This is a genomic window from Actinomycetota bacterium (assembly GCA_030776725.1).
Classification (GTDB): Bacteria; Actinomycetota; Nitriliruptoria; order Nitriliruptorales; family JAHWKO01; genus JAHWKW01.
On record JALYHG010000250.1, the window covers coordinates 1 to 18623 of the forward strand.

General features: G+C 70.9%; 16 protein-coding genes. 5 read left to right on the forward strand and 11 right to left on the reverse strand.

The genetic code is table 11. From position 1 onward, the window contains the following. Positions 1 to 242: 242 nt before the first annotated feature. The 9 genes from M3N57_12055 to M3N57_12095 form a co-directional block, all read right to left on the reverse strand. Positions 243 to 2618: a cell wall-binding repeat-containing protein gene (locus tag M3N57_12055; protein ID MDP9023402.1), complete on the reverse strand. Its 2376-nt coding sequence runs from the start codon at positions 2616 to 2618 to the stop codon at positions 243 to 245. A gap of 97 nt (positions 2619 to 2715) precedes the next feature. Next, positions 2716 to 3834 carry an NDP-sugar synthase gene (locus M3N57_12060; protein MDP9023403.1) on the reverse strand — a complete coding sequence of 373 codons (1119 nt, stop codon included), beginning with the start codon at positions 3832 to 3834 and terminating at the stop codon, positions 2716 to 2718. Continuing rightward, on the reverse strand, positions 3827 to 4708 hold the full coding sequence (locus tag M3N57_12065) for a glycosyltransferase family 2 protein (GenBank protein ID MDP9023404.1): 882 nt from the start codon (positions 4706 to 4708) through the stop codon (positions 3827 to 3829). The genes M3N57_12060 and M3N57_12065 overlap by 8 nt, the downstream gene beginning before the upstream one ends. Beyond that, the gene (locus tag M3N57_12070) at positions 4705 to 5082 is read right to left on the reverse strand and encodes an EamA family transporter (protein ID MDP9023405.1); all 378 of its coding nucleotides are present in this window, start codon (positions 5080 to 5082) and stop codon (positions 4705 to 4707) included. The genes M3N57_12065 and M3N57_12070 overlap by 4 nt, the downstream gene beginning before the upstream one ends. Beyond that, positions 5079 to 5957, reverse strand: coding sequence for a dTDP-4-dehydrorhamnose reductase (rfbD, locus tag M3N57_12075; protein MDP9023406.1), 879 nt, complete (start codon positions 5955 to 5957; stop codon positions 5079 to 5081). The genes M3N57_12070 and rfbD overlap by 4 nt, the downstream gene beginning before the upstream one ends. Beyond that, positions 5954 to 6961, reverse strand: a complete 1008-nt coding sequence (gene rfbB / locus M3N57_12080; GenBank protein ID MDP9023407.1) for a dTDP-glucose 4,6-dehydratase — start codon at positions 6959 to 6961, stop codon at positions 5954 to 5956. Before rfbB ends, rfbD begins: the two co-directional genes overlap by 4 nt. Before the next feature lie 50 nt (positions 6962 to 7011). Beyond that, on the reverse strand, positions 7012 to 8073 hold the full coding sequence (locus M3N57_12085; GenBank protein MDP9023408.1) for a glucose-1-phosphate thymidylyltransferase: 1062 nt from the start codon (positions 8071 to 8073) through the stop codon (positions 7012 to 7014). Beyond that, the gene (locus M3N57_12090) at positions 8070 to 9398 is read right to left on the reverse strand and encodes an LCP family protein (protein MDP9023409.1); all 1329 of its coding nucleotides are present in this window, start codon (positions 9396 to 9398) and stop codon (positions 8070 to 8072) included. Before M3N57_12090 ends, M3N57_12085 begins: the two co-directional genes overlap by 4 nt. 10 nt (positions 9399 to 9408) lie before the next feature. Then, positions 9409 to 10839: an LCP family protein gene (locus M3N57_12095; protein ID MDP9023410.1), complete on the reverse strand. Its 1431-nt coding sequence runs from the start codon at positions 10837 to 10839 to the stop codon at positions 9409 to 9411. A 219-nt stretch (positions 10840 to 11058) separates the two neighbouring features. Between M3N57_12095 and M3N57_12100 the strand changes: the two genes are divergently transcribed. The 4 genes from M3N57_12100 to M3N57_12115 all read left to right on the forward strand — a co-directional run bounded on the left by M3N57_12100 (position 11059) and on the right by M3N57_12115 (position 15108). Next, a complete protein-coding gene (locus M3N57_12100; GenBank protein MDP9023411.1) occupies positions 11059 to 11763 on the forward strand; it encodes a hypothetical protein in 705 nt (234 codons plus the stop codon). A gap of 179 nt (positions 11764 to 11942) precedes the next feature. Next, complete coding sequence (locus M3N57_12105; GenBank protein ID MDP9023412.1) at positions 11943 to 13211, forward strand: magnesium transporter; 1269 nt, start codon at positions 11943 to 11945, stop codon at positions 13209 to 13211. Between the two features lies 1 nt (position 13212). Then, the gene (locus M3N57_12110) at positions 13213 to 14430 is read left to right on the forward strand and encodes a potassium channel protein (protein ID MDP9023413.1); all 1218 of its coding nucleotides are present in this window, start codon (positions 13213 to 13215) and stop codon (positions 14428 to 14430) included. A 96-nt stretch (positions 14431 to 14526) separates the two neighbouring features. After that, positions 14527 to 15108, forward strand: a complete 582-nt coding sequence (locus M3N57_12115) for an XRE family transcriptional regulator (protein MDP9023414.1) — start codon at positions 14527 to 14529, stop codon at positions 15106 to 15108. A 3-nt stretch (positions 15109 to 15111) separates the two neighbouring features. On the opposite strand, the gene M3N57_12120 is transcribed toward M3N57_12115, so the two are convergent. Both M3N57_12120 and M3N57_12125 read right to left on the reverse strand, forming a co-directional pair. Further along, on the reverse strand, positions 15112 to 15903 hold the full coding sequence (locus M3N57_12120) for a hypothetical protein (GenBank protein ID MDP9023415.1): 792 nt from the start codon (positions 15901 to 15903) through the stop codon (positions 15112 to 15114). A 73-nt stretch (positions 15904 to 15976) separates the two neighbouring features. Next, positions 15977 to 16768, reverse strand: a complete 792-nt coding sequence (locus tag M3N57_12125) for a biotin--[acetyl-CoA-carboxylase] ligase (GenBank protein MDP9023416.1) — start codon at positions 16766 to 16768, stop codon at positions 15977 to 15979. A gap of 64 nt (positions 16769 to 16832) precedes the next feature. Between M3N57_12125 and M3N57_12130 the strand changes: the two genes are divergently transcribed. Beyond that, positions 16833 to 18407 (forward strand): acyl-CoA carboxylase subunit beta, encoded by a 1575-nt coding sequence (locus M3N57_12130; GenBank protein ID MDP9023417.1) that lies wholly within the window; start codon positions 16833 to 16835, stop codon positions 18405 to 18407. The last annotated feature ends 216 nt before the right edge of the window (positions 18408 to 18623 follow it).

Sequence of the window (18623 nt, forward strand, 5' to 3'; positions counted from 1 at the left end):
CCCCACCACAACCCGCCGCAAACAACAGCAACACCCCACCCGCCACCGGCGACGGCGGCCACCTCCACGACCCGCGACTGCCACTCGACCACGACGGCGACCTGCCCTTCTAACAAGGCGCCACCAAACGCCGACCGACCACGGCAGCAGCAACAGCAGAGCCCCCACAAGCCGAAGGCGGCCCGCACACCCAACCGTGCGCCGGGCCGCCCACCCCTGCCCGAACCGCTCGACGCGCGGCTCTACGGCGCCAGGGCCGCCTGCAGGCCTCCGACCGTGGCATCCGAGACGGCGGCGGCCCCGCCTGCCACCAGCAGTCGTGGAGCCCCCCAGCGCAGCGCCCGGACCCAGGCGCGGCTGTCCTCGTCGAGCTGCCCGCCGGGGACCAGGATGAACGTCACGTCCAAGCGCCCCGCGAGGGCGCCGGCGGACAACCCGTCGGGGAAGTTGTCGCCGGTCGCGACCAGCAACGTGCCGGCCGGTGCAGGCACGTCCTCGGCGACCGCGCGGCTCGTCGCGTAGCGCTCCCGCCCCGCCAGGCGGCGCACGGAGAAGCCACGGGCCTCCAGCTCGCTGCGCACGCTCGCCGGGATCGTCGCTTCCCCGCCAACGAGGACGACCTCTCGCACCAGCAGCTCCCGGAGCACCTGCCACGTGGCTTCCGGCACGCTCGCACCGGTCACCAGGACCGGGCGCGGCGTCCCGGCCCGGGCCAGGCGAGCCGCGGGCCCCGATACCGCGAGCGCGTCCGGCCAGCTCCGCGGGTGAGCGGGGGCGCTGAACACCAGGTAGGCGGCACCCGCCGGGATCGGCTGTAACCGCCGCGCGATCGCGGCGGCCGTCTCGACCCGCGTCGGTCCGGAGAGGCGCTGGACGTCGTTCACCCCGGCTCGACGTAGGTCGGCCGCGACCTGCGGTGACAGGGCGTTGTCCCCGCCCAGCATGTACCCGGCCGTCGCACCCAGTCGAGCGACCTCGCCTGACACGAGGGGATGCAGCGCCTCTGAGCCGGTGATCAGCAGCGGGGCGTGCAGCTTCCCGGCCAGCGCCGCCCCGGCGAGCGCGTCGGCGGGCTCGTCAGCGCGGGCGACCACCACGGCGCCGGCCCCCTGTGGCCACCCATGCCGCGACATCGCAACCGACGTCCCGATGCGGTGGCGGTTGTCCAGATCCTGCAACCGCAGCGTCGGGACGCGCGGCACCGCCTGGACGTGGACGAGCGCCGAGTACAAGCCGAGCTTCCAGCGCAGCTGCTCGCCGGACAACCAGCGGGTCACCCGCTCGCTGGTCCCGTCGGCCTTCCGGACCGTCCCGACGACCTTGGCGCCGTCGGGTGCGCTGTCGCCGTTGAGGTCCCGGGTCGTCGGTCGTCCCCCCGCCCCGCGGGTCTCGACCGTCAACGACTCGAACGACGCCAGTTGGAACCGCGCGGCCAGCTCAGCGTTGGTGAAACCGACCGTCCACCGTTGCCGCGGGTTGTTGGCTGCCCGCTCCCAGTTCGACGTGTCGACCGCCTTCAGGTAGGGCACCTCCGTGCCCCAGACGTCCAACGCGCTGTCGCTCCACCCGCCGTGCGAGGAGGAGTAGAACGCCTCGACGATCCGTGCGGCGCCCGTCACCGGGTCGCGGTATCGCGGGACCTGCCCGGCGGTGGCCGTGACGGCGGTCTTCCAACGCCCGCCCGTGGCGACCTGGTCGTCGTGCTCGCGCTGCCACCCCGTCCAGTGCTGGTCGGCCGTGGTCGGGTACAGGTCGCAGCGGCAGTCACGCTGCCGTGACGCCAGCCCGATGCGGTTGTGGGCGTAGGAACGTCCGGCCAGGGCCTGGCTCTTGAGGGCTTCGACGTGCCAGCTCGCCGGGACCTCCTCCAACCCCCACAGGTAGCGGTCGATGGCGCTCGCCCCGTTGCCGCCGGTGATGTGCTCGACCACGTACAGCTTCCCGTCGCTGACCGAATCGAAGCGCGTGAAACCCCAGCGGCTGCGGCGGGTGAGGGTCGGCGTGGCGATCTTGACGACGGTGCCGTCGTGGAGCGCGTCGAGTTCGGCGTACATGTCGCCGCCTCGGAACACCTCGGCGCCGGTGGCTGCGTCCGTGATGACGTACGCACCCGAACTCGACGCACGCACGTTCCAGGTGCTGCCCCTGCCCTGCACGCCAACCTGCGTCGTCGTCCCCGAACCGGTGCACCCGATGGCCGGATCGGAGCAGGGGTGCACCTCCCAGCGCACGTCGCCGTCCTCGGCTGTCACCGCGACCGTCGCGCCGTTGGCCTGCGAGCGGGGATCCAGGAGGCCGACCCGGACGACCGGGGGGCTGGGCTGGTCGTCGACGTGCGTCCCCGGGTAGTACGCGCCGAGGATCGTGCGGTAGTCGCAGCCCGACAGCGCCGCGCCCTGGGCGCCGTACTGGCTCATCCCGACCCCGTGACCCCACCCGCCGCCGACGACGGCGACGTCCTTGTCCGACGTGACCGCCGGGTCGGCGACGAACGGACTGTCGGCCCCACCTGGCGGCGGGCAGCTGGCGGCGTCCGCGACCGGAGGTGCCCCCACCAGCACGGTCGCCACCATGGCCACCACAACCGTCAGCGCCAGCCAGGCGCGGCGAACCGTCACGACAACCACCTCGACGCGGCTCGGCGCAGGGTAGCGACGACCGACCGGCGTCGAACGGCAGCTCTCGACGCCCCGACGCGAGGGTGCAGCGCGTCGATCAGTCCTGGGGGTGGGGACGCGAGGCGCCGTCGCGGACGGTCTCGGCGCCACCGACGACCTCGGCGGAGCCCAGGACCACGTCGCGACCCATGCGCGCTCCGGCCTCGACCCGGGCCCCGTGGCCAGCCACCAGGCCAGGAGCCGCGACACCGTCTCCGACGTCGACGCGGTCGTGCAACACCGCCCCTTCGAGCGCGGCGCCGCGTCCGACCCGCACGTCGCGGCCGAGGACGGTGCCGGGGCCGACCGTCGCGCCAGACTCCACCTGGCTCCCACCGAGGATCAGCACGGGCGCAACCACGTTCGCGCCCGGATCGACGTCGGCGTCCGGCGCGATCCGCAGCCCATCCACGCGCGCCGGCACGTCGTCCAACGGCGGCCAGCGCAGAGCCCCCGACAGCGCGAGGCGGTGGCCCGCGCGGTACCGGCCGGGGGTGCCGAGGTCGGCCCACACCCCGTCCCACACGACGCCCTCCACGACGTCGCCGCGTTCGAGCAGCCCCGGGAAGACGTCACGCTCGAACGACAAGCGACCGGGCGGGTGTGCCAGCAGGACGTGCGGTTCCAGGACGTACGTCCCGGCGTTGATCGCTCCGGGACCGCTGAACGAAGCCGGGTCCGGCTTCTCGAGGAACTCCACGATGCGCGTCCCGTCGCGGAGCGCGACCCCGTACGACGACGTGTCCTCGACCTCGGTGAGGACCATGGTCGCGTCCGCCCCAGCGTCGACGTGGCGTCGGCCGACGGCCGCGTAGTCGACGTCGGTGAGGATGTCGCCGTTGAGCACGAAGAACGGTCGATCGAGGCGGTCGGCGACCGATCGCACCCCGCCGGCGGTGTCGAGCGGTTCGGGTTCGGGAACCATGCCCAGCTCCACGCCGTGTGCGCGGGCGGCCGGGCGCAGGATCTCGAACGGGTCGGTGTCCGCCCCGACGACCAGTTGGATCTGCACGACCCCGGCGGCGGCCAGCCGGCGGATCACGCCTTCCAGGAACGGAGCCCCGCAGAACGGCAGCAGCGGTTTCGGCACGTCGTGTGTCAGCGGTTGCAGGCGCGTGCCGCGCCCCCCGGCCACGATCAGGGCGTCGCGGACCGGGCTGGTGCGCTGATCACTCACCGGTGGTGCTCCTGATGCCACGCCGGACGCCGACGACCACCCCCCAGGCCAGCACCGCCAGCACCCACAGCGCCAGTCCCACCCGGATCAGGGGTCGCAGCCACCGGCCGGGCCCGGTGGCGTACGCGCGTCCGTAGAACCGGTCGAGACTCTTGGCGTGCTCGATCACCATCCACGCGCGGCGGCGCCGCGTCGAGGCGCCCACCGCGTGGATGACCTCCGCGTCGGGCGCGAAGCGGACCTTCCAGCCGGCCTGCTGCAGACGGTAACCGAGGTCGACATCCTCCACGAACATGAAGTAGGCCGGGTCGAACCCTCCCACGTCCACGAACGCGTCGCGGCGCAGCGCCAACGCACACCCCGACAACCAGTCGACCTCCTTCTCGGCGGTGGGATCCTCGTCGCGCATCCGGTACGCCCGCGTCCAGGGGTTGTCGGGCCACCACAGCCCGAACGCGGCGTGGCCGATCGCCTGCCCGAGCGTGGGGAACCGTCGTGCACTGGCCTGCAGCTCGCCGTCCGGGTAGCGCACGAGCGGCCCGGCCGCCCCCGCGTCGGGATGGCGTTCGAGGTCGTCGGCCAAGGCCGCGACCGCTCCTTCCTCGAAACGGGTGTCGGCGTTGGCGACGACGACGTACGGGGCGGTCGTCCTGGCGACGCCGACGTTGGCCGCCCGTCCGTACCCGACGTTGGGTAGCTGTACGACGGTGACGTCGGGGAACGCGTCCCGGACCGCGTCAGCGGTCCCGTCGCTCGAGCCCGAATCGACCAGCACCACCTCGTCGGCACCAGCGTCGGACAGGCTGCCCAGACACGCCAACGCTTCGTCGCGCGTGTCGTGTGTGACGATGACCGCCGCAGCCTGCTGCGTCACCGCTGCCCGACGCCGATCAGTGCGATGCCCACCATGATCAGCAGCGCCCCGATCCACACCGTCAGCGTCGGCCGCTCCCCCAAGACGATCACGCTGAACGCCAGGATCAGCAGGTACGACAGGCTCACGATCGGGTAGGCGACCGACAGCGGCAGCCGTGACAACGTCACCAACCAGAACACGGCCGACAACCCGAACACGCCGAGCCCCACCGGGACCTGCCAGGTCGTCAGCACCCGGCCCAGCATCCCACCGACACCGACCGACGACACCAGGCTCACCGGCTCGCCGACCTCCACCATGCCGGCCTTGAGCAGAAGCTGGCCGACCGTGGCCAACCCGATCGCGGTGAAGGCGATCAACAAGGTGCTCACGGCGCCGGCGCCGCTGCGGTCGCCAACTCGTCCAGGAACCGGCCCAACCCGTCCCGCCAGTGCGGCAACGCCCGCAACCCCGACAGCCTCGAGTGGCGCTCGCCCAGGACCGAGTACGCCGGGCGGGGCGCGGCGCGGTCCAACTCGTCGGATGAGATCGCCGTGAGCTCCACGTCGATCGCCGCGAGCTCGAAGGTGGCAGCGGCCAGCTCGTACCAGGAGCACGTGCCCTGGTTGGTGCGGTGGTAGGTGCCGTAGCGGCCGGTGACGGCCAACTCCCGGATCGCGGCGGCGAGATCACGGGTGAAGGTCGGTGACCCGACCTGGTCGTCGACGACGCGCGCTGAACGCTGTTCGCGGCCCACCCGGAGCATCGTGGTGACGAAGTTCTTCCCACGCGCCCCGCAGACCCACGAGGTGCGCACGATGTAGTGCTCGCGCAGCGTCGCTCGGACCAGCTGCTCGCTCGCCGCCTTGGATCTCCCGTACTCGTTGATCGGATCGGTCGGGTCGAACTCGCCGTAGGGACGGGGCTGGCCGTCGCTCCCCGTGCGGCCGCGTCCATCGAACACGTAGTCGGTCGACAGGTGCACCATCGCGGCGCCGGTCAGGTCGCAGGCGCGCGCCACCCACCAGGGACCCAAGGCGTTGACCACGTGCGCGCGGTCGGGATTCTGCTCGCAGCCGTCCACGTCCGTCCACGCGGCGCAGTGCACGACGAGGTCGGGTTCGTGATCCCGGACCGCCGCGACCACCGCTGCCTCGTCGGCGACGTCCAGCTGGGCATGGGTCAGGCCCGCGACGTCGTGATCGGCGAACGCGTCGAGCATGTCGAGACCCAGCTGACCGCCCGCTCCCGTCACCAGTGTCTTCACCGCGGCAGCATGCCCTGGCGTCGCGACGCCCCGCCTCCCTTCAACGGGCGCCACCACCACTCGTTGTTGCCGTACCACCCGACGGTCGCGTCCAACGCCTCCTCGAACGTGTGCTGCGGCTTCCAGCCCAGCTGGCGGACCCGGGTGGTATCGACCGAGTAACGCAGGTCGTGGCCCGGCCGATCCGACACGAAGTCGATCCACTCATCGGCCTCGTCGCCGACGTACCCGAACCGCGCCAGGATCGCGTACGTCAGCTGCTTGTTGGTCATCTCGTTCCCCGCCCCGACGTTGTACACCTCGCCGGGCGTGCCCTCGGTGAGGACCAGCCACTGTGCCTCGCAGTTGTCCAGCACGTACGTCCAGTCACGGACGTTGTGGCCCTCGCCGTACAGCGGCACGTTCTCGCCGTCGATCAGGTTCGTGACGAACAGCGGGATGACCTTCTCCGGGTAGTGGTAGGGCCCGAAGTTGTTGGTGGTCCGGGTGACCGTGATCGGGTACCCGTAGGTCTCGCGGTAGGCGCGCGCGAGCAGGTCCGCGGCCGCTTTGGAGGCGGAGTAGGGGCTGTTGGGTTCGAGCGCATCCCCCTCGGCGAAGCTGGCCGGTTCCTCGATCGATCCGTAGACCTCGTCGGTGGAGATGTGCAGGAAGCGGGGGATCTCCAGGCGCATCGCCACGCCGAACAGCGTGTTGGCGCCGGCCACGTTGGTCGCGATGAACTCGTCGCTGGCGGTGATCGAGCGATCCACGTGGCTCTCCGCCGCGAAGTTCACCACCGCATCGTGTCCGGGGAGGACCTCGGACAGCAGTCCCCGGTCGCAGACGTCGCCCTGCACGAACCTGTACCGCTCGTCGTCGTCGACGCCCCGGAGCGAGTCGAGGTTGCCGGCGTAGGTCAGCTTGTCGACGTTGGTGACGCGCACGTCGTCATGGGTGTCGAGCACGTACCGGACGAAGTTCGCACCGATGAACCCAGCCCCACCGGCCACCAAAACCCGCACGTCCCCTCCTCGTTCTCCCGACGCTGCGATGGTAAGGAAGGCTGCGAGCGTCAGACCCCCACCTGCGAGTGATCACCGAGCATGAAGCGGTACGACGCAGGCTTGCGGTCGGACCGGCGGATCTCCACGTTGCGACCCAACAGCGAATCCGTGACCCGGTTGACCTCGCTGACGTGGCAGTGGTCGAGGATGACCGAGTGCTCGATCTCAGTGCGTTCGAGCGTGCAGTCGGCCGCGATCGAGGTGAACGGCCCGACGTACGAGTCGACGATGCGACTGCGGGCACCGATGACCGCGGGTCCACGGACGAACGAGTTCACCAGCTCGGCGCCCTCCTCGAGCACCACCCGGCCGTTGACCTCCGACCGCTCGTCCAGCGAACCCTCGATCCGTCCCTCGACCGTCTCCAGGACGATCCGGTTCGCCTCCAGGAGCTCGTACAGCTTGCCCGTGTCCTTCCACCATCCTCCGACCCGGGAGCTCTTGATCCGGCAGCCATGATCGATCATCCACTGGATGGCATCGGTGATCTCGAGCTCCCCGCGGGCGGAGGGCTCGATGTTCGTGGCCGCCTCGTGGATCACGGCAGTGAAGAGGTACACCCCGACCAACGCCAGGTCGCTGGGTGGCACCTCGGGCTTCTCCAGCAACGCGATCACGTCGCCGTCCTCGTCGAGTTCGGCGACACCGAACCGTTCCGGGTCCTCGACCTTGGCCAGGAGGATCTGGGCATCCGGTCGTTCGCGCCGGAAGTCATCGACCAGATCGGCGATCCCCCCGGCGATCAGGTTGTCGCCGAGGTACATCACGAAGTCGTCGTCGGCCAGGTACTCGCTGGCGGTGATCACCGCGTGTGCCAACCCCAACGGGGCGTGTTGGCGGATGAACGTCGGGGTGATGCCCCACCGTGATCCGTCGCCGACAGCCGCCTCGATCTCGTCTTGGGTGTCGCCGACGATGATCCCCACGTCCGTGATCCCAGCGTCGGCGATGGCTTCGAGGCCGTAGTACAGGATCGGCTTGTTGGCCACGGGCAGCAGCTGCTTGGCGCTGGTGTGCGTGATCGGTCGCAGACGCGTCCCTTCCCCGCCAGCGAGTACGAGAGCCTTCACGGTTTTCCGTCTCCTCCGCCCGCACCGGCCGGCTGTGCGTCCGCACCCACCGCGACGATGACCTGCACGCCGTCGGGGAACCGTACGTCGTCTGGCGTGGACACCACGGTCGCGCCCAGCGTCGCCGCCACCCACGCGGCGCGCAGCTCGTGGCCTGGTGATGCGTACACGACCGTCCTCGGTGGTGGCGCGGCAGGGCCAGGCACGACGTCGCGCACCGCGAACGCGGACCAGAACAACGTTCGACGCACCAGCTCCGCGGCGGCGTCGCGCCCGCCGCTCCAGATCGTGACCCCGGTCGCGCGACGCTCGTCGGGCGGCCCCCGTGGTGGGATCGGCCGTCCCAACCGAAGTGAGCGGTACAGCGCCCGTGCTCCGGCCTCGTAGGCCACCACGTAGTCCTTCGTCCCCAGTTGGTCGGTGTAGCCGGGGACGACGACCATCGGGACCTGTCCTTCGGCCAGCCCCCGCAGCTCCTTGGCCAGGGATCTCATATGCCCGACCCCGAGGTTCGAGTCGGTGGTGACGTTGCTGGAGATGTCGTCAACGACAGCGAACAGCCGTGGGACGTCGACCAAAGTACGGGTGGCGATCAACCGATCGAGCAGCGCCCGCATGAAGACCTGCTGGCGCTCGATCCGGTCGAAGTCGCCCAGCGGCGTGCTCCGTGACCGGACGAACGCCAGCGCCTGCGCCGGCGTCAGCTCGTGGCATCCCTGCTGCAGGTCCGAACCCGACTTCACGTCATGCAGGTCGTAGTCGATGCACAGTTCCACTCCGCCGATGGCCCCGAGCACGTCGAGGAAACCCGGGATCGACATCTCGACGTAGTGGTGGATCGGCACCCCGGTCGCGCGCTGCAGCACCTCCACCACGTGGTCGGGGCCGCGGGCGAACGTCTCGGTCAGCTTCGACTCGCGCTCGCCATCGACCACGAGCAGATCGCGCGGGAACGACACCACCGCAGCGTCGGCACGGTCCGGGCTGATCGACACCAGGATCACGCTGTCACCGCGTTGACCGGCGTAGGCAGGTCCCAGGACGTACGCCTCACGTTCCTGGCGTGTCAACCCGTCGCGCGAGTCCGAACCAACGACGAGCACGTTGATCGGTTCGGCGGCGCTGGTCTTATCCGCCAGGGCGGGCAGGTCCACCCGCTCGACGTTGTGCTCGGCGACCCGGTACAGGGACCCACCGATCGCGGCGACCGCGGCGACCGCGACCGCGGCGACCACGGCCGCGATCCGTATGGCCTTGCGTCGTCCGCGCCCGAGCCCCCACCTGACCGGGAGCGCACCTGGTGCCTGCTCCGTCGCGCCGTTCACGGCGACCGTCTCAGACGCACGTGCTGGCCTGGGTTGGGCGGGGCGCAGGAACGGTGGACGGCTCAGGGAGGGGCGGTGGCCGGGCGATCTGGGGCGCCGCCGCCCAATCGGTCCCCAGGATGACCTGGACGTTGGCCTCCCCCGTCATGTCGGACTCAGCCAGGTCCGCGTCGGGGAAGAACCCGGCGACGAACCGGGCGAGCGGCAGGCCGCCGGGACCGTACATGATCACGGTGCGGTCGCGTCCGAAGCCATCGACGTTCCCGGTTTCGACCACCTCGACACCCGCGTCGGTCAGTTGTTGCGCAGCCCCGGCAGCCAGGCCGTCGACCCCCACGCCGTTGAGGACCGCCAAGCGGATGTCGCCGGGTCCGACGACCGTGACCTGCTCAGGGGCCGGTACCGGCTCATCGACCCGGATGGCCTGGAACAGGGCTTCGGCCTCCTCGGGTCGAGCCTCGACGTAGCGCGGGCCAGCATCGGACGGGACCGTCACCATGGTGAGCGATCCGGGGTCCAGATCCTTGAACGACCACGTCAGCCGGAGCATGTCGGACGTGGTGAACCCCGAGTCGGTGACCACCGCCGACGCCGCCTGGTCGATGAGGCGCTTGACCCGCAGCGGGTTCACGAGCGTGGACGGGGCGAGAACCTTCCGCAGCGCTTGGCGGATGAAGCGCTGCTGGCGTTCGATGCGGCCGAGGTCACCACGCGGGTCGCTCTTCCGCGCCCGCACGTACGCGGCAGCGTCGGATCCGCGGAGCACGTGCTCACCTGCGGGGAGGTCAGCACCCGCCGCAGGGTCGACGAGTGGCTCGTCGAGACAGACCTCGACCCCATCCATCAGGTCCACGAGCCTGAGGAAACCGGCCAGATCCACCTCGACGTAGTGGTGGACGGGGATACCGGTGTAGTCCTCGACGGTTCGCACCATCAGTTCCGGCCCGCCCAACGCCCGTGCCGCGTTGATCCGGTTGCGGCCCTCTCCGGGGATGTCGACGCGGAGGTCGCGCGGGAAGGACACCACCACCGCGTCGTCACGCCGCGTCGAGAGATGAACCAGCATGATGGTGTCCGCCCGGTCCGGTCCCTGCACGCGTTCGGTGCCGAGCTGCTCGAGTTGCGAGGTGGTCAAGCCGACACGGCTGTCGTTACCCAACACCAGGACGTTGCGGACGCCGTCGACCGGCTCGACAGGGGCGCTTTCGCCGCAACCGGCGGCGCGGTCAGCGAGGCAGTCGATCGGGTGCTGCGCGAACCGCTTCCCGGCGTAGGCGTACAGCGCCCCGACGGTGACCGAGCCCAGCAGCGCCAACACCGTGACCGCCGCGAAGGCGAGACGGAGCACCCGTCTCACCGCCGACCGGCGCTTGGCCGACCGAGCCGAGACGAACAGCGAGGAGCGTGCGTCGGGCTGCACAGCGTCGAGAGGCTCCCACATCCGGTTCCCAGCGGGATCCCCGCCGGAAGGGGCGACCGCGACGGCGGGCTCTTGGCGCCCATCCGCCCGACCGACGGCGCAGGGTATCAGCGCGGGTCGGTTCGGCCGAGGGGCGCCGCCGTCGCACGAGGACGTCTGAAGCGCGACGTGACGACGACGGGGGGTGGGGCATCGTCGGCTACCGTCCCGCCGCGACGCCGCGCCAGCCAGGAGACGACCGTGGAGCTCGGCAGCACCCGCCGGCGTCCCCCGGACGCCACCGACCTGGCCGAGGCACTGCGCGGAGCCGCTGAGACGCTCGGTCACCGCCCGGCGATCACCGTGCTCCGGCCCGACCGTCGCGACGAGCAGGGGTTCGCGTCGCTGCTGCGGTGGACGGCCAAGGGAGCGCACCTGCTGGAGCTCGAGTGCCTCCTGGAACCCGGCGACCGCGTCCGCCTGCACAGCCCCGCCGGCTGGCCGGCGGCCGTGGTGTGCTTGGCGGCGTGGTGGATCGGCGCCGGCCTCACGGTCGACCGTGACGCCCCGGTCGCGGTCCACCACGAACAGCTGCACGCCCCCGAGGACGCCGACGACGTCTACGCGGTCGGCGATGCCCCCGACGGGACACCGACCGCGCAGACCAGCTCGGAGCCCTGGGCCGTGGCCGTGCAGGCGTTCCCCGACGTGCATCCGAACCCGCAGGCGGCGGCGCAACGCCCTGCTCTGTTCACCGGCGGCGAGCAACGCACCCAGGCGGAGCTGCTGGCGGCGGCGCACCAGTGGCAGGACGAAGGCGCTCTCGGCATGCCCGCGAACGTCGAACCGGCCGTGTGGATCCCCGCGATCATCCGCCCGCTGGTGACCGGAGAACCCACCGTGATCCTGGCCGGCGTCGATCGGGGTGCGGCCAGCGCCGAACGGGTGGCGGTGTGGGCGAGGTGAGCACTCTCCCCGAGCCCCCGCCTCGAGTCGGTCCTGCTGGTCGGCCACGTCGGTGGGCGCGCTGCTAGTCGGCGGGGGCCGCCAGCCCCGACGCTACGCTCGGGGCCCGCGAGCAGGGGGGGAGGTCGGGACTGGCCCGCGACGACACACCCGCGCGTCGCCCTCGGACCCGACCCAGCGTGCGGGTCCGGCCGCGGGTCCCCGCGCCGCTCCGGGCGCTGGGCGCCGCGCTGGGCCTGCCGGTCACGGAAGTCACCCGCTTCTGGTACCGCGAACGCCAGGCGATCCGCCGCGGACTGGCGGCGTTGACGCTGGGGTTGCTGGCGACGCTCGTCGCGGGGATCGTGCTGGGGTCGTCGACGGAACGCCTGGAATCCTTACCCGGTCTCCTCGTGCTGATCCCCGCAGCCATCGGGATGCGCGGGAACAACTTCGGGGCGCTGGCCGCCCGGCTGTCGACCGGGATCCACACCGGCGAGTTCAGCATCGAACTGACCCGCAGGAACTTCTTCGGCCGGCAGATCGAAGCCGCGACCGTGCTGACGTTCACCACCACTGTGGAGATCGGGGTCCTGGCGTGGTTCATCGGCCGGGCGTTCGGGGTCGATGCCGACCTGACGGACCTGATGGTCATCTCGGTGGTGGGTGGGACCCTGTCGTCGGTGGTGCTCCTGGTCGTGACGATCGTGTTGGCTCGACAGGCGTACGCCCGCGGGTGGAACATGGACGACGTGGGCGCTCCGACCATCACCGCCACCGGTGACCTGGTGACGGTCCCGATGCTCCTACTGGCGTCACTGCTGGTGGGGATCGCGATCCTCACGCCGGTGCTCGCCGGGGCCAGCGTGGCGGTGGGAGCCGCGGCACTGTGGTACGGATGGCGGCATCCCGATCACACCGTCCGCCGCATCGTCCGCGAGTCGATCTTCGTGCTGACTGTCGCGGCGACCGTCGACATCTTCGCCGGGACGGTCGTCGAGGCACGTGCCGAGGAGTTCTTCAGCGTCCCGGCGCTGCTGGTGCTCGTCCCGCCGTTCATCGCCGCGTCCGGGTCGTTGGGGGGGATCCTCGCCAGCCGCTTCGCGTCGGAACTGCACCTGGGCCTGCTCGAGCCTCGGGCCCTCCCGGGGAAGACCGCTGGGCTCGACATCTCGATGACCTTCCTCTTCGCTGTCACGGTGTTCACGGGGGTGGCGGTGGTCACCCGGATCGCGGCGGCGCTGCTGGGGCTGGCGACCCCGACGCTGGGGCAGCTGCTGAGCATCACCCTCTTCGGGGGCGCGATCGCGTTCGTGCTGCTCTCGGCGGTCGCGTACAGCGCCGCGACCGCGACCTACCGGTTCGGTCTCGACCCGGACAACCACGGCATCCCGATCGTTACCGCGACGATGGACCTGCTGGGTGTGCTCTGCCTGGTGGTCGGCATCGCGGCTGTCCTGGGGGATTGACATGCGACCACAACGCCGCACCGTCAAGGAGCTCCTGGTCAGCGCCAAGGACGCTGCCGAGCTGATGGTGGACCTGGCCTACGCCGCCGTGTTCTTCGACGACGTCGACCTCGGCCGGGAGGTGCTGCGCCTGGAAGACAACCTCGACCAGGCCCTGCATGAGCTCCGCCTGGTGTGCATGCTCGCTGCGCGCACGCCCGAGGACGCCGAGCGGCTATCGGATGTGCTCCACCTGGCCGTGGCGATCGAAGGCATCGCTGGCGCCGCCGAGGAGATCGCCCGTGTGGCGCTCCGCGACCTCGGCGTCCCCCGTGAGCTCCGCGACGACCTGCGGCACGCAGCCGAGGTCGTCGCCCGCGTCAAGATCCGTCCCGACAACCAGTTGGAGGGCCGAAGCCTCCGCGACCTGGCCCTGGCCGCCCATACCGGCATGTGGGCGATCGCGGTCCGCCGAGACGCCGACTTCGTGTTCGGCCCCGGCGGCGACCTGATCCTGAGGGAGGGTGACGTCCTGTTCCTCCAGGGACCCTCCGACGGCATCGACCTGGTGCGTGAGCTGGCCGGCGCCACCCCCCGCGAACTACCACCACCGGCCGAGCGGCGGACCTTGTCGAACCTGGACCGTGCGGTCGACCTCTGCGTCGAGCTGAAGAACGCCAGTGAGGTCGCGGTCGGGTTGGCCTACTCCGCGATCCTGCTCCGCGATCGGGGCCTGGCAGCCGAGGTCGCCGTGATCGAGGACCGGACCGACGTGCTGTGGAACGAGCTGGAGGCCTGGGTGCTGCGGGCGGCAGCCGAAGCGGACGACCCCCTGTCGCTGCGCGGCCTGATGCACCTGGCATCCGCGGCGGAGCGCGTCGCGGACGCGGCCCAATCCATGACTCGCATCATCGAACAAGAGGACCTCCCGCATCCGGTGATCGCCCAGGCGCTGTCCGAAGCCGACGAGATCGTGGCCGAAGCGATCGTCGCGCCGGGATCGGCCGCCGAGGACCGCACCCTGGCCGACTTGAGATTGCAGACGGAGATCGGGATGGAGGTCCTGGCGGTGGAACGCGAGAGCCGCTGGGTGTACCGGCCGCGTTCCTCGCGACGGCTGCAGGCCGGCGACCGGATCCTGGCGATCGGCCCGGAGGAGGGCGCCCCGGCGCTGCGCGCGATCAGCGGCGACACCCGCCCCGTGGGCGAGGAAGGCTGGCACGAACCAGAGATCGCGTGAGCGCAGGATCCGCGTCAGTGACGATCTGCCGAACCTGTCCGTCCACCACGAGGTTCGCGTATTCTGGTGACGACTGCGACACCATGCGGTGGGGACGTGAGCGATCCATCGGGTCTCATCGGATCGAACATCCGACGGCTGCGAAGCGCCCAGGGTCTGTCGCTGTCGGCGCTGGCTCGACGCTCCAAGGTGGCCAAGGCGACCCTGTCGTCGCTCGAGGCCGGCAGCGGCAACCCGACCGTGTCGACGTTGACGGCCCTCGGCGCGGCGTTACGGGTTCCGGTCCGTGATCTGCTGTTGGAGCGCGAGGGGCACCCGTTCCACGTGATCCGAGCCGGCGACGCGGAGCGGCCGGGGACCGATGACGTCCCGATCGAGGCGTTCGTCCCGCACGGCGCGGTCGAGGTCTACGACCTTCGCTACGAACGTGGCATGCGGATCGAGTACACCCCACACGGCAGCGGCACGACCGAACGGGTTCTGGTGTACGAGGGCATCCTGAAGGTCGGACCCGCCGAGGCCCCCACCGCACTGCACCCCGGCGACTACATCTCGTTCGCCGCCGACCGCGCACACGTCTTCGAGGCGGTGGAGGGCAAGGTCCGCGCGGCGCTGATCGTCAGCTACCTCGGTGGGGTCCCCGCCGAGTCGCCGCTGCACGAAGCGAGCCGCCGCTGACGGTCACCGTTCGCTCGCCAGCCGCTTGACCACACCCTTGATGTCCTTGCGGTACCGGCCGAACCGGCGCTTGTGCAGCACCGACAGGGTCGCGCGCGGCCCGTCGTGGCCGGGACGACTCTCGTCGGCGCGTCCCACGCCGGGCCAGTCCATCGGCAGCTTCGACCATGCTTCGACAACCGGGACGAGGTAGATGGGGGTGCCGTCGGGCATGGTCAGGTCCGCCCGGAGCCCGGCACGCAGCAGCTGGTCGTGCACGTGGCGGATCAGCTCTTGGGCGGCTGCTAGCTGCGAACGGTTCACCCCGTACAGCTCCAGGTCGGGGATGTCGAAGCGGGCAGCGCCGTGTGAGTGCACCCAGTAGGTGTCCTGGCCTTCGGTGTGCACGTGGATCGCGTCGGAGGCCTGCACGTCACCGCCGGAGACGCGCGCCAACCACCCCGTCTCGTGATCCTGCGCGGCCGACAGGTCACGCACGCCACGGACCCGGTCCCCGAGCTGGCGGGCCAACGACAGGAGCAGCTGGGCGTGGCGGCGCATCCCGTTGCGGAGCCCCTCCGCCCCGATGTAGGTCTCGGCGCGGAGCATCGGGGCGCCATCCTGGCCTTCCACCGCACGGACCACCGCCTTGCCCATCCGGCCACCCCACGCGACCTCCTGGGCCTCCGCGGCGGTGCCCACCGGAGCGGTGCGGTCGACGTCGCCGGCGACGCGGGCTGCGTCGACCACCGCACCGACGTCCTCGACGGGGCGATCGACGACCAGCGCGATCAGGCTGGTGTACTTCTCGGCCATGTGCAGGGCTCCTGCTCGAGGGTCAGCGCGGAGGAGATCGCCACGCGCGCTCCGGGGGACGACCAGCAGCGAACTACTGACTTCTTCCGGGGCTGTCGTCGCGGCGGAGGTGTTCGACGTCGCCGGCCCTCACGGTCACGGTCGTCTCGGCCGTGCGTAGTACCAGCCCTCCGCTGTCGTCCACATCGACAGCCTCCCCCACGACGACCCGGTCGGCCAACGTCACCCGCACCCGTGAGCCGATGGTGGCGCAGCGTTGCCGGAAGTGATGGCTCAGCGTCGACAGCGGCTCCTGCAACCAGCGATCGAACGACTCGAGGAGGTCCGCCAGGACCTCCCAGCGGTCCACCGGCCGGCCCGTGGCTTCCGCGATCGAGATCCACCGGGCGGCCTCGCCGTCGCGGGGCGTGCCACGCCAGTCGACGTTGACGCCGACGCCGACCACGAACCGGAGCTCGCCGGTCGGTCCGGGGACCGCCTCGATCAGGATCCCGGCGCACTTGCCGTCGTCGAGGAGGACGTCGTTGGGCCACTTGAGTCGGGGCGAGGCACCGGCTGACGCGATCGCGTCGGCGACCGCGAGCCCCGCCGCGAACGGCAGGAGCCCCGCCTGCCCGCCGGCAACATCGACCAGCATGCTCGTCAGCAACGAGCCACCCGGGCGGTCCTCCCAGCGACGCCCCCGCCGACCCCGGCCGGCCGTCTGTCGATCAGCGACCACGACCAGGCCGGCCGACGCCCCGCGGTGCGCCCGCTCCACCACGACGATGTTGGTGGAGGGGGTTTCCTCGAGGTGCTCCAGACGCGTCCAGCGGCCGGGACCGTTCAGCAACGCCTCGAGCCGGGGAGTGGGGACGGCAGGCATGGCGACTACGCTCCGGTCGGTGGCGTCAGCATGGCCTGCATGGTGCGGCGTCGCCACGCGACCGATGCGAGGACGTGCCGTGCCGCAACCCACCACCAAGGAGAAACTCGAGGAGTTGCGTCGCCGCCGCGACATGGCGCTGACCGCCGGTGGCGAGCCAGCCATCGAGAAACAGCACGCCAAGGGCAAGCACACCGCACGGGAACGCATCGACCTCCTCCTCGATCCGGGGAGCTTCGTCGAGACCGACATGTTCGCGGTTCACCGTTCCCACGCGTTCGGTATGGACCAACACCATCCTCTCGGCGACGGGGTGGTGACCGGGTACGGCACGATCGACGGCCGTCAGGTGTGCGTCTTCAGCCAGGATTTCACCGTCTTCGGCGGCTCGCTCGGGGAGGTGTTCGCCGAGAAGGTCGTCAAGATCATGGACCTCGCTCTGAACGTCGGTTGCCCGGTGATCGGGCTGAACGACTCCGGCGGGGCCCGTATCCAAGAGGGGGTCGTCTCGCTTGGTGGCTACGGCGACATCTTCCAGCGCAACGTCGCCGCGTCCGGGGTGATCCCCCAGATCAGCGCGATCATGGGGCCGTGCGCCGGCGGGGCGGTGTACTCGCCGGCGATCACCGATTTCGTGTTCATGGTGCAGGACACCGCGCACATGTTCATCACCGGTCCCAACGTGATCCACACGGTCACCGGTGAGGAGGTGACCATGGAGGAGCTGGGTGGGGCCATGGCCCACGCCGCCCGGTCCGGTGTCGCGCACTTCGCGTCCCCCGACGAGGGATCCTGCCTGGACGACATCAAGTACCTGCTGTCGTTCCTCCCGAGCAACAACCTCGAGACACCACCGCTGCTGGACCTCGGCGACGACCCGGGACGCGAGATCCCCGAGCTCGACACGTTCATCCCCGACTCGCCGAACCAGCCCTACGACATGCGCGATGTGATCGCCAGGATCGTCGACGGCCAGGAGTTCTTCGAGGTCCACCAGCACTACGCAGCCAACATCGTGGTCGGTTTCGCACGCCTCGACGGCCACGTCGTCGGCGTCGTGGGCAACCAGCCCCAGCACCTGGCCGGGGTCCTGGACATCGACAGCTCCGAGAAGGGCGCTCGGTTCGTGCGCACGTGCGACGCCTTCAACGTCCCGATCCTGACGTTCACGGACGTGCCCGGGTTCCTGCCGGGCGTCGAACAGGAGCACCGCGGGATCATCCGCCACGGAGCGAAGCTGCTGTACGCCTACTCCGAGGCGACCGTGCCGAAGCTGACGGTGATCACACGCAAGGCCTACGGCGGCGCGTACGACGTCATGGGTTCCAAGCATCTCGGCGCCGACGTCAACCTGGCCTGGCCCACCGCAGAGGTCGCGGTGATGGGCCCACAGGGGGCGGTCAACATCCTGTTCCGCCGCGAGCTGGCGGAGGCTGACGACCCGGACGCTCGTCGCGCCGAACTCGTGGGCGAGTACAACCGCGAGCTGGCCAACCCCTGGAAAGCGGCCGAGCGCGGCTACGTCGACGCCGTGATCGAGCCGTCGCGTACACGGGCGGAGCTGGTGCGCGCCCTGCACCTGACGCTGAGCAAGCGGGTCCCGCGGCCACCGCGGAAGCACGGCAACATCCCGCTGTGAGTCGACCGGCGCTCCGTGTGCGGCGCGGCCGACCCACCGACGCGGAGGTCGCCGCGGTCGTCGCCGCCCTCGCGGTGATCGGTCGGCGCCCGCCCCGGGCCGATCGGGTCGCGGGTTGGCGCGAAGCTGCTCTGCGCGAAGGTGTTGGCGGAGCGCCGGTCGTCAGCGCCTCCGACCTGTCCGCCCGGCGAGGCGGGGCGTCGGCTGAGGCTTCGG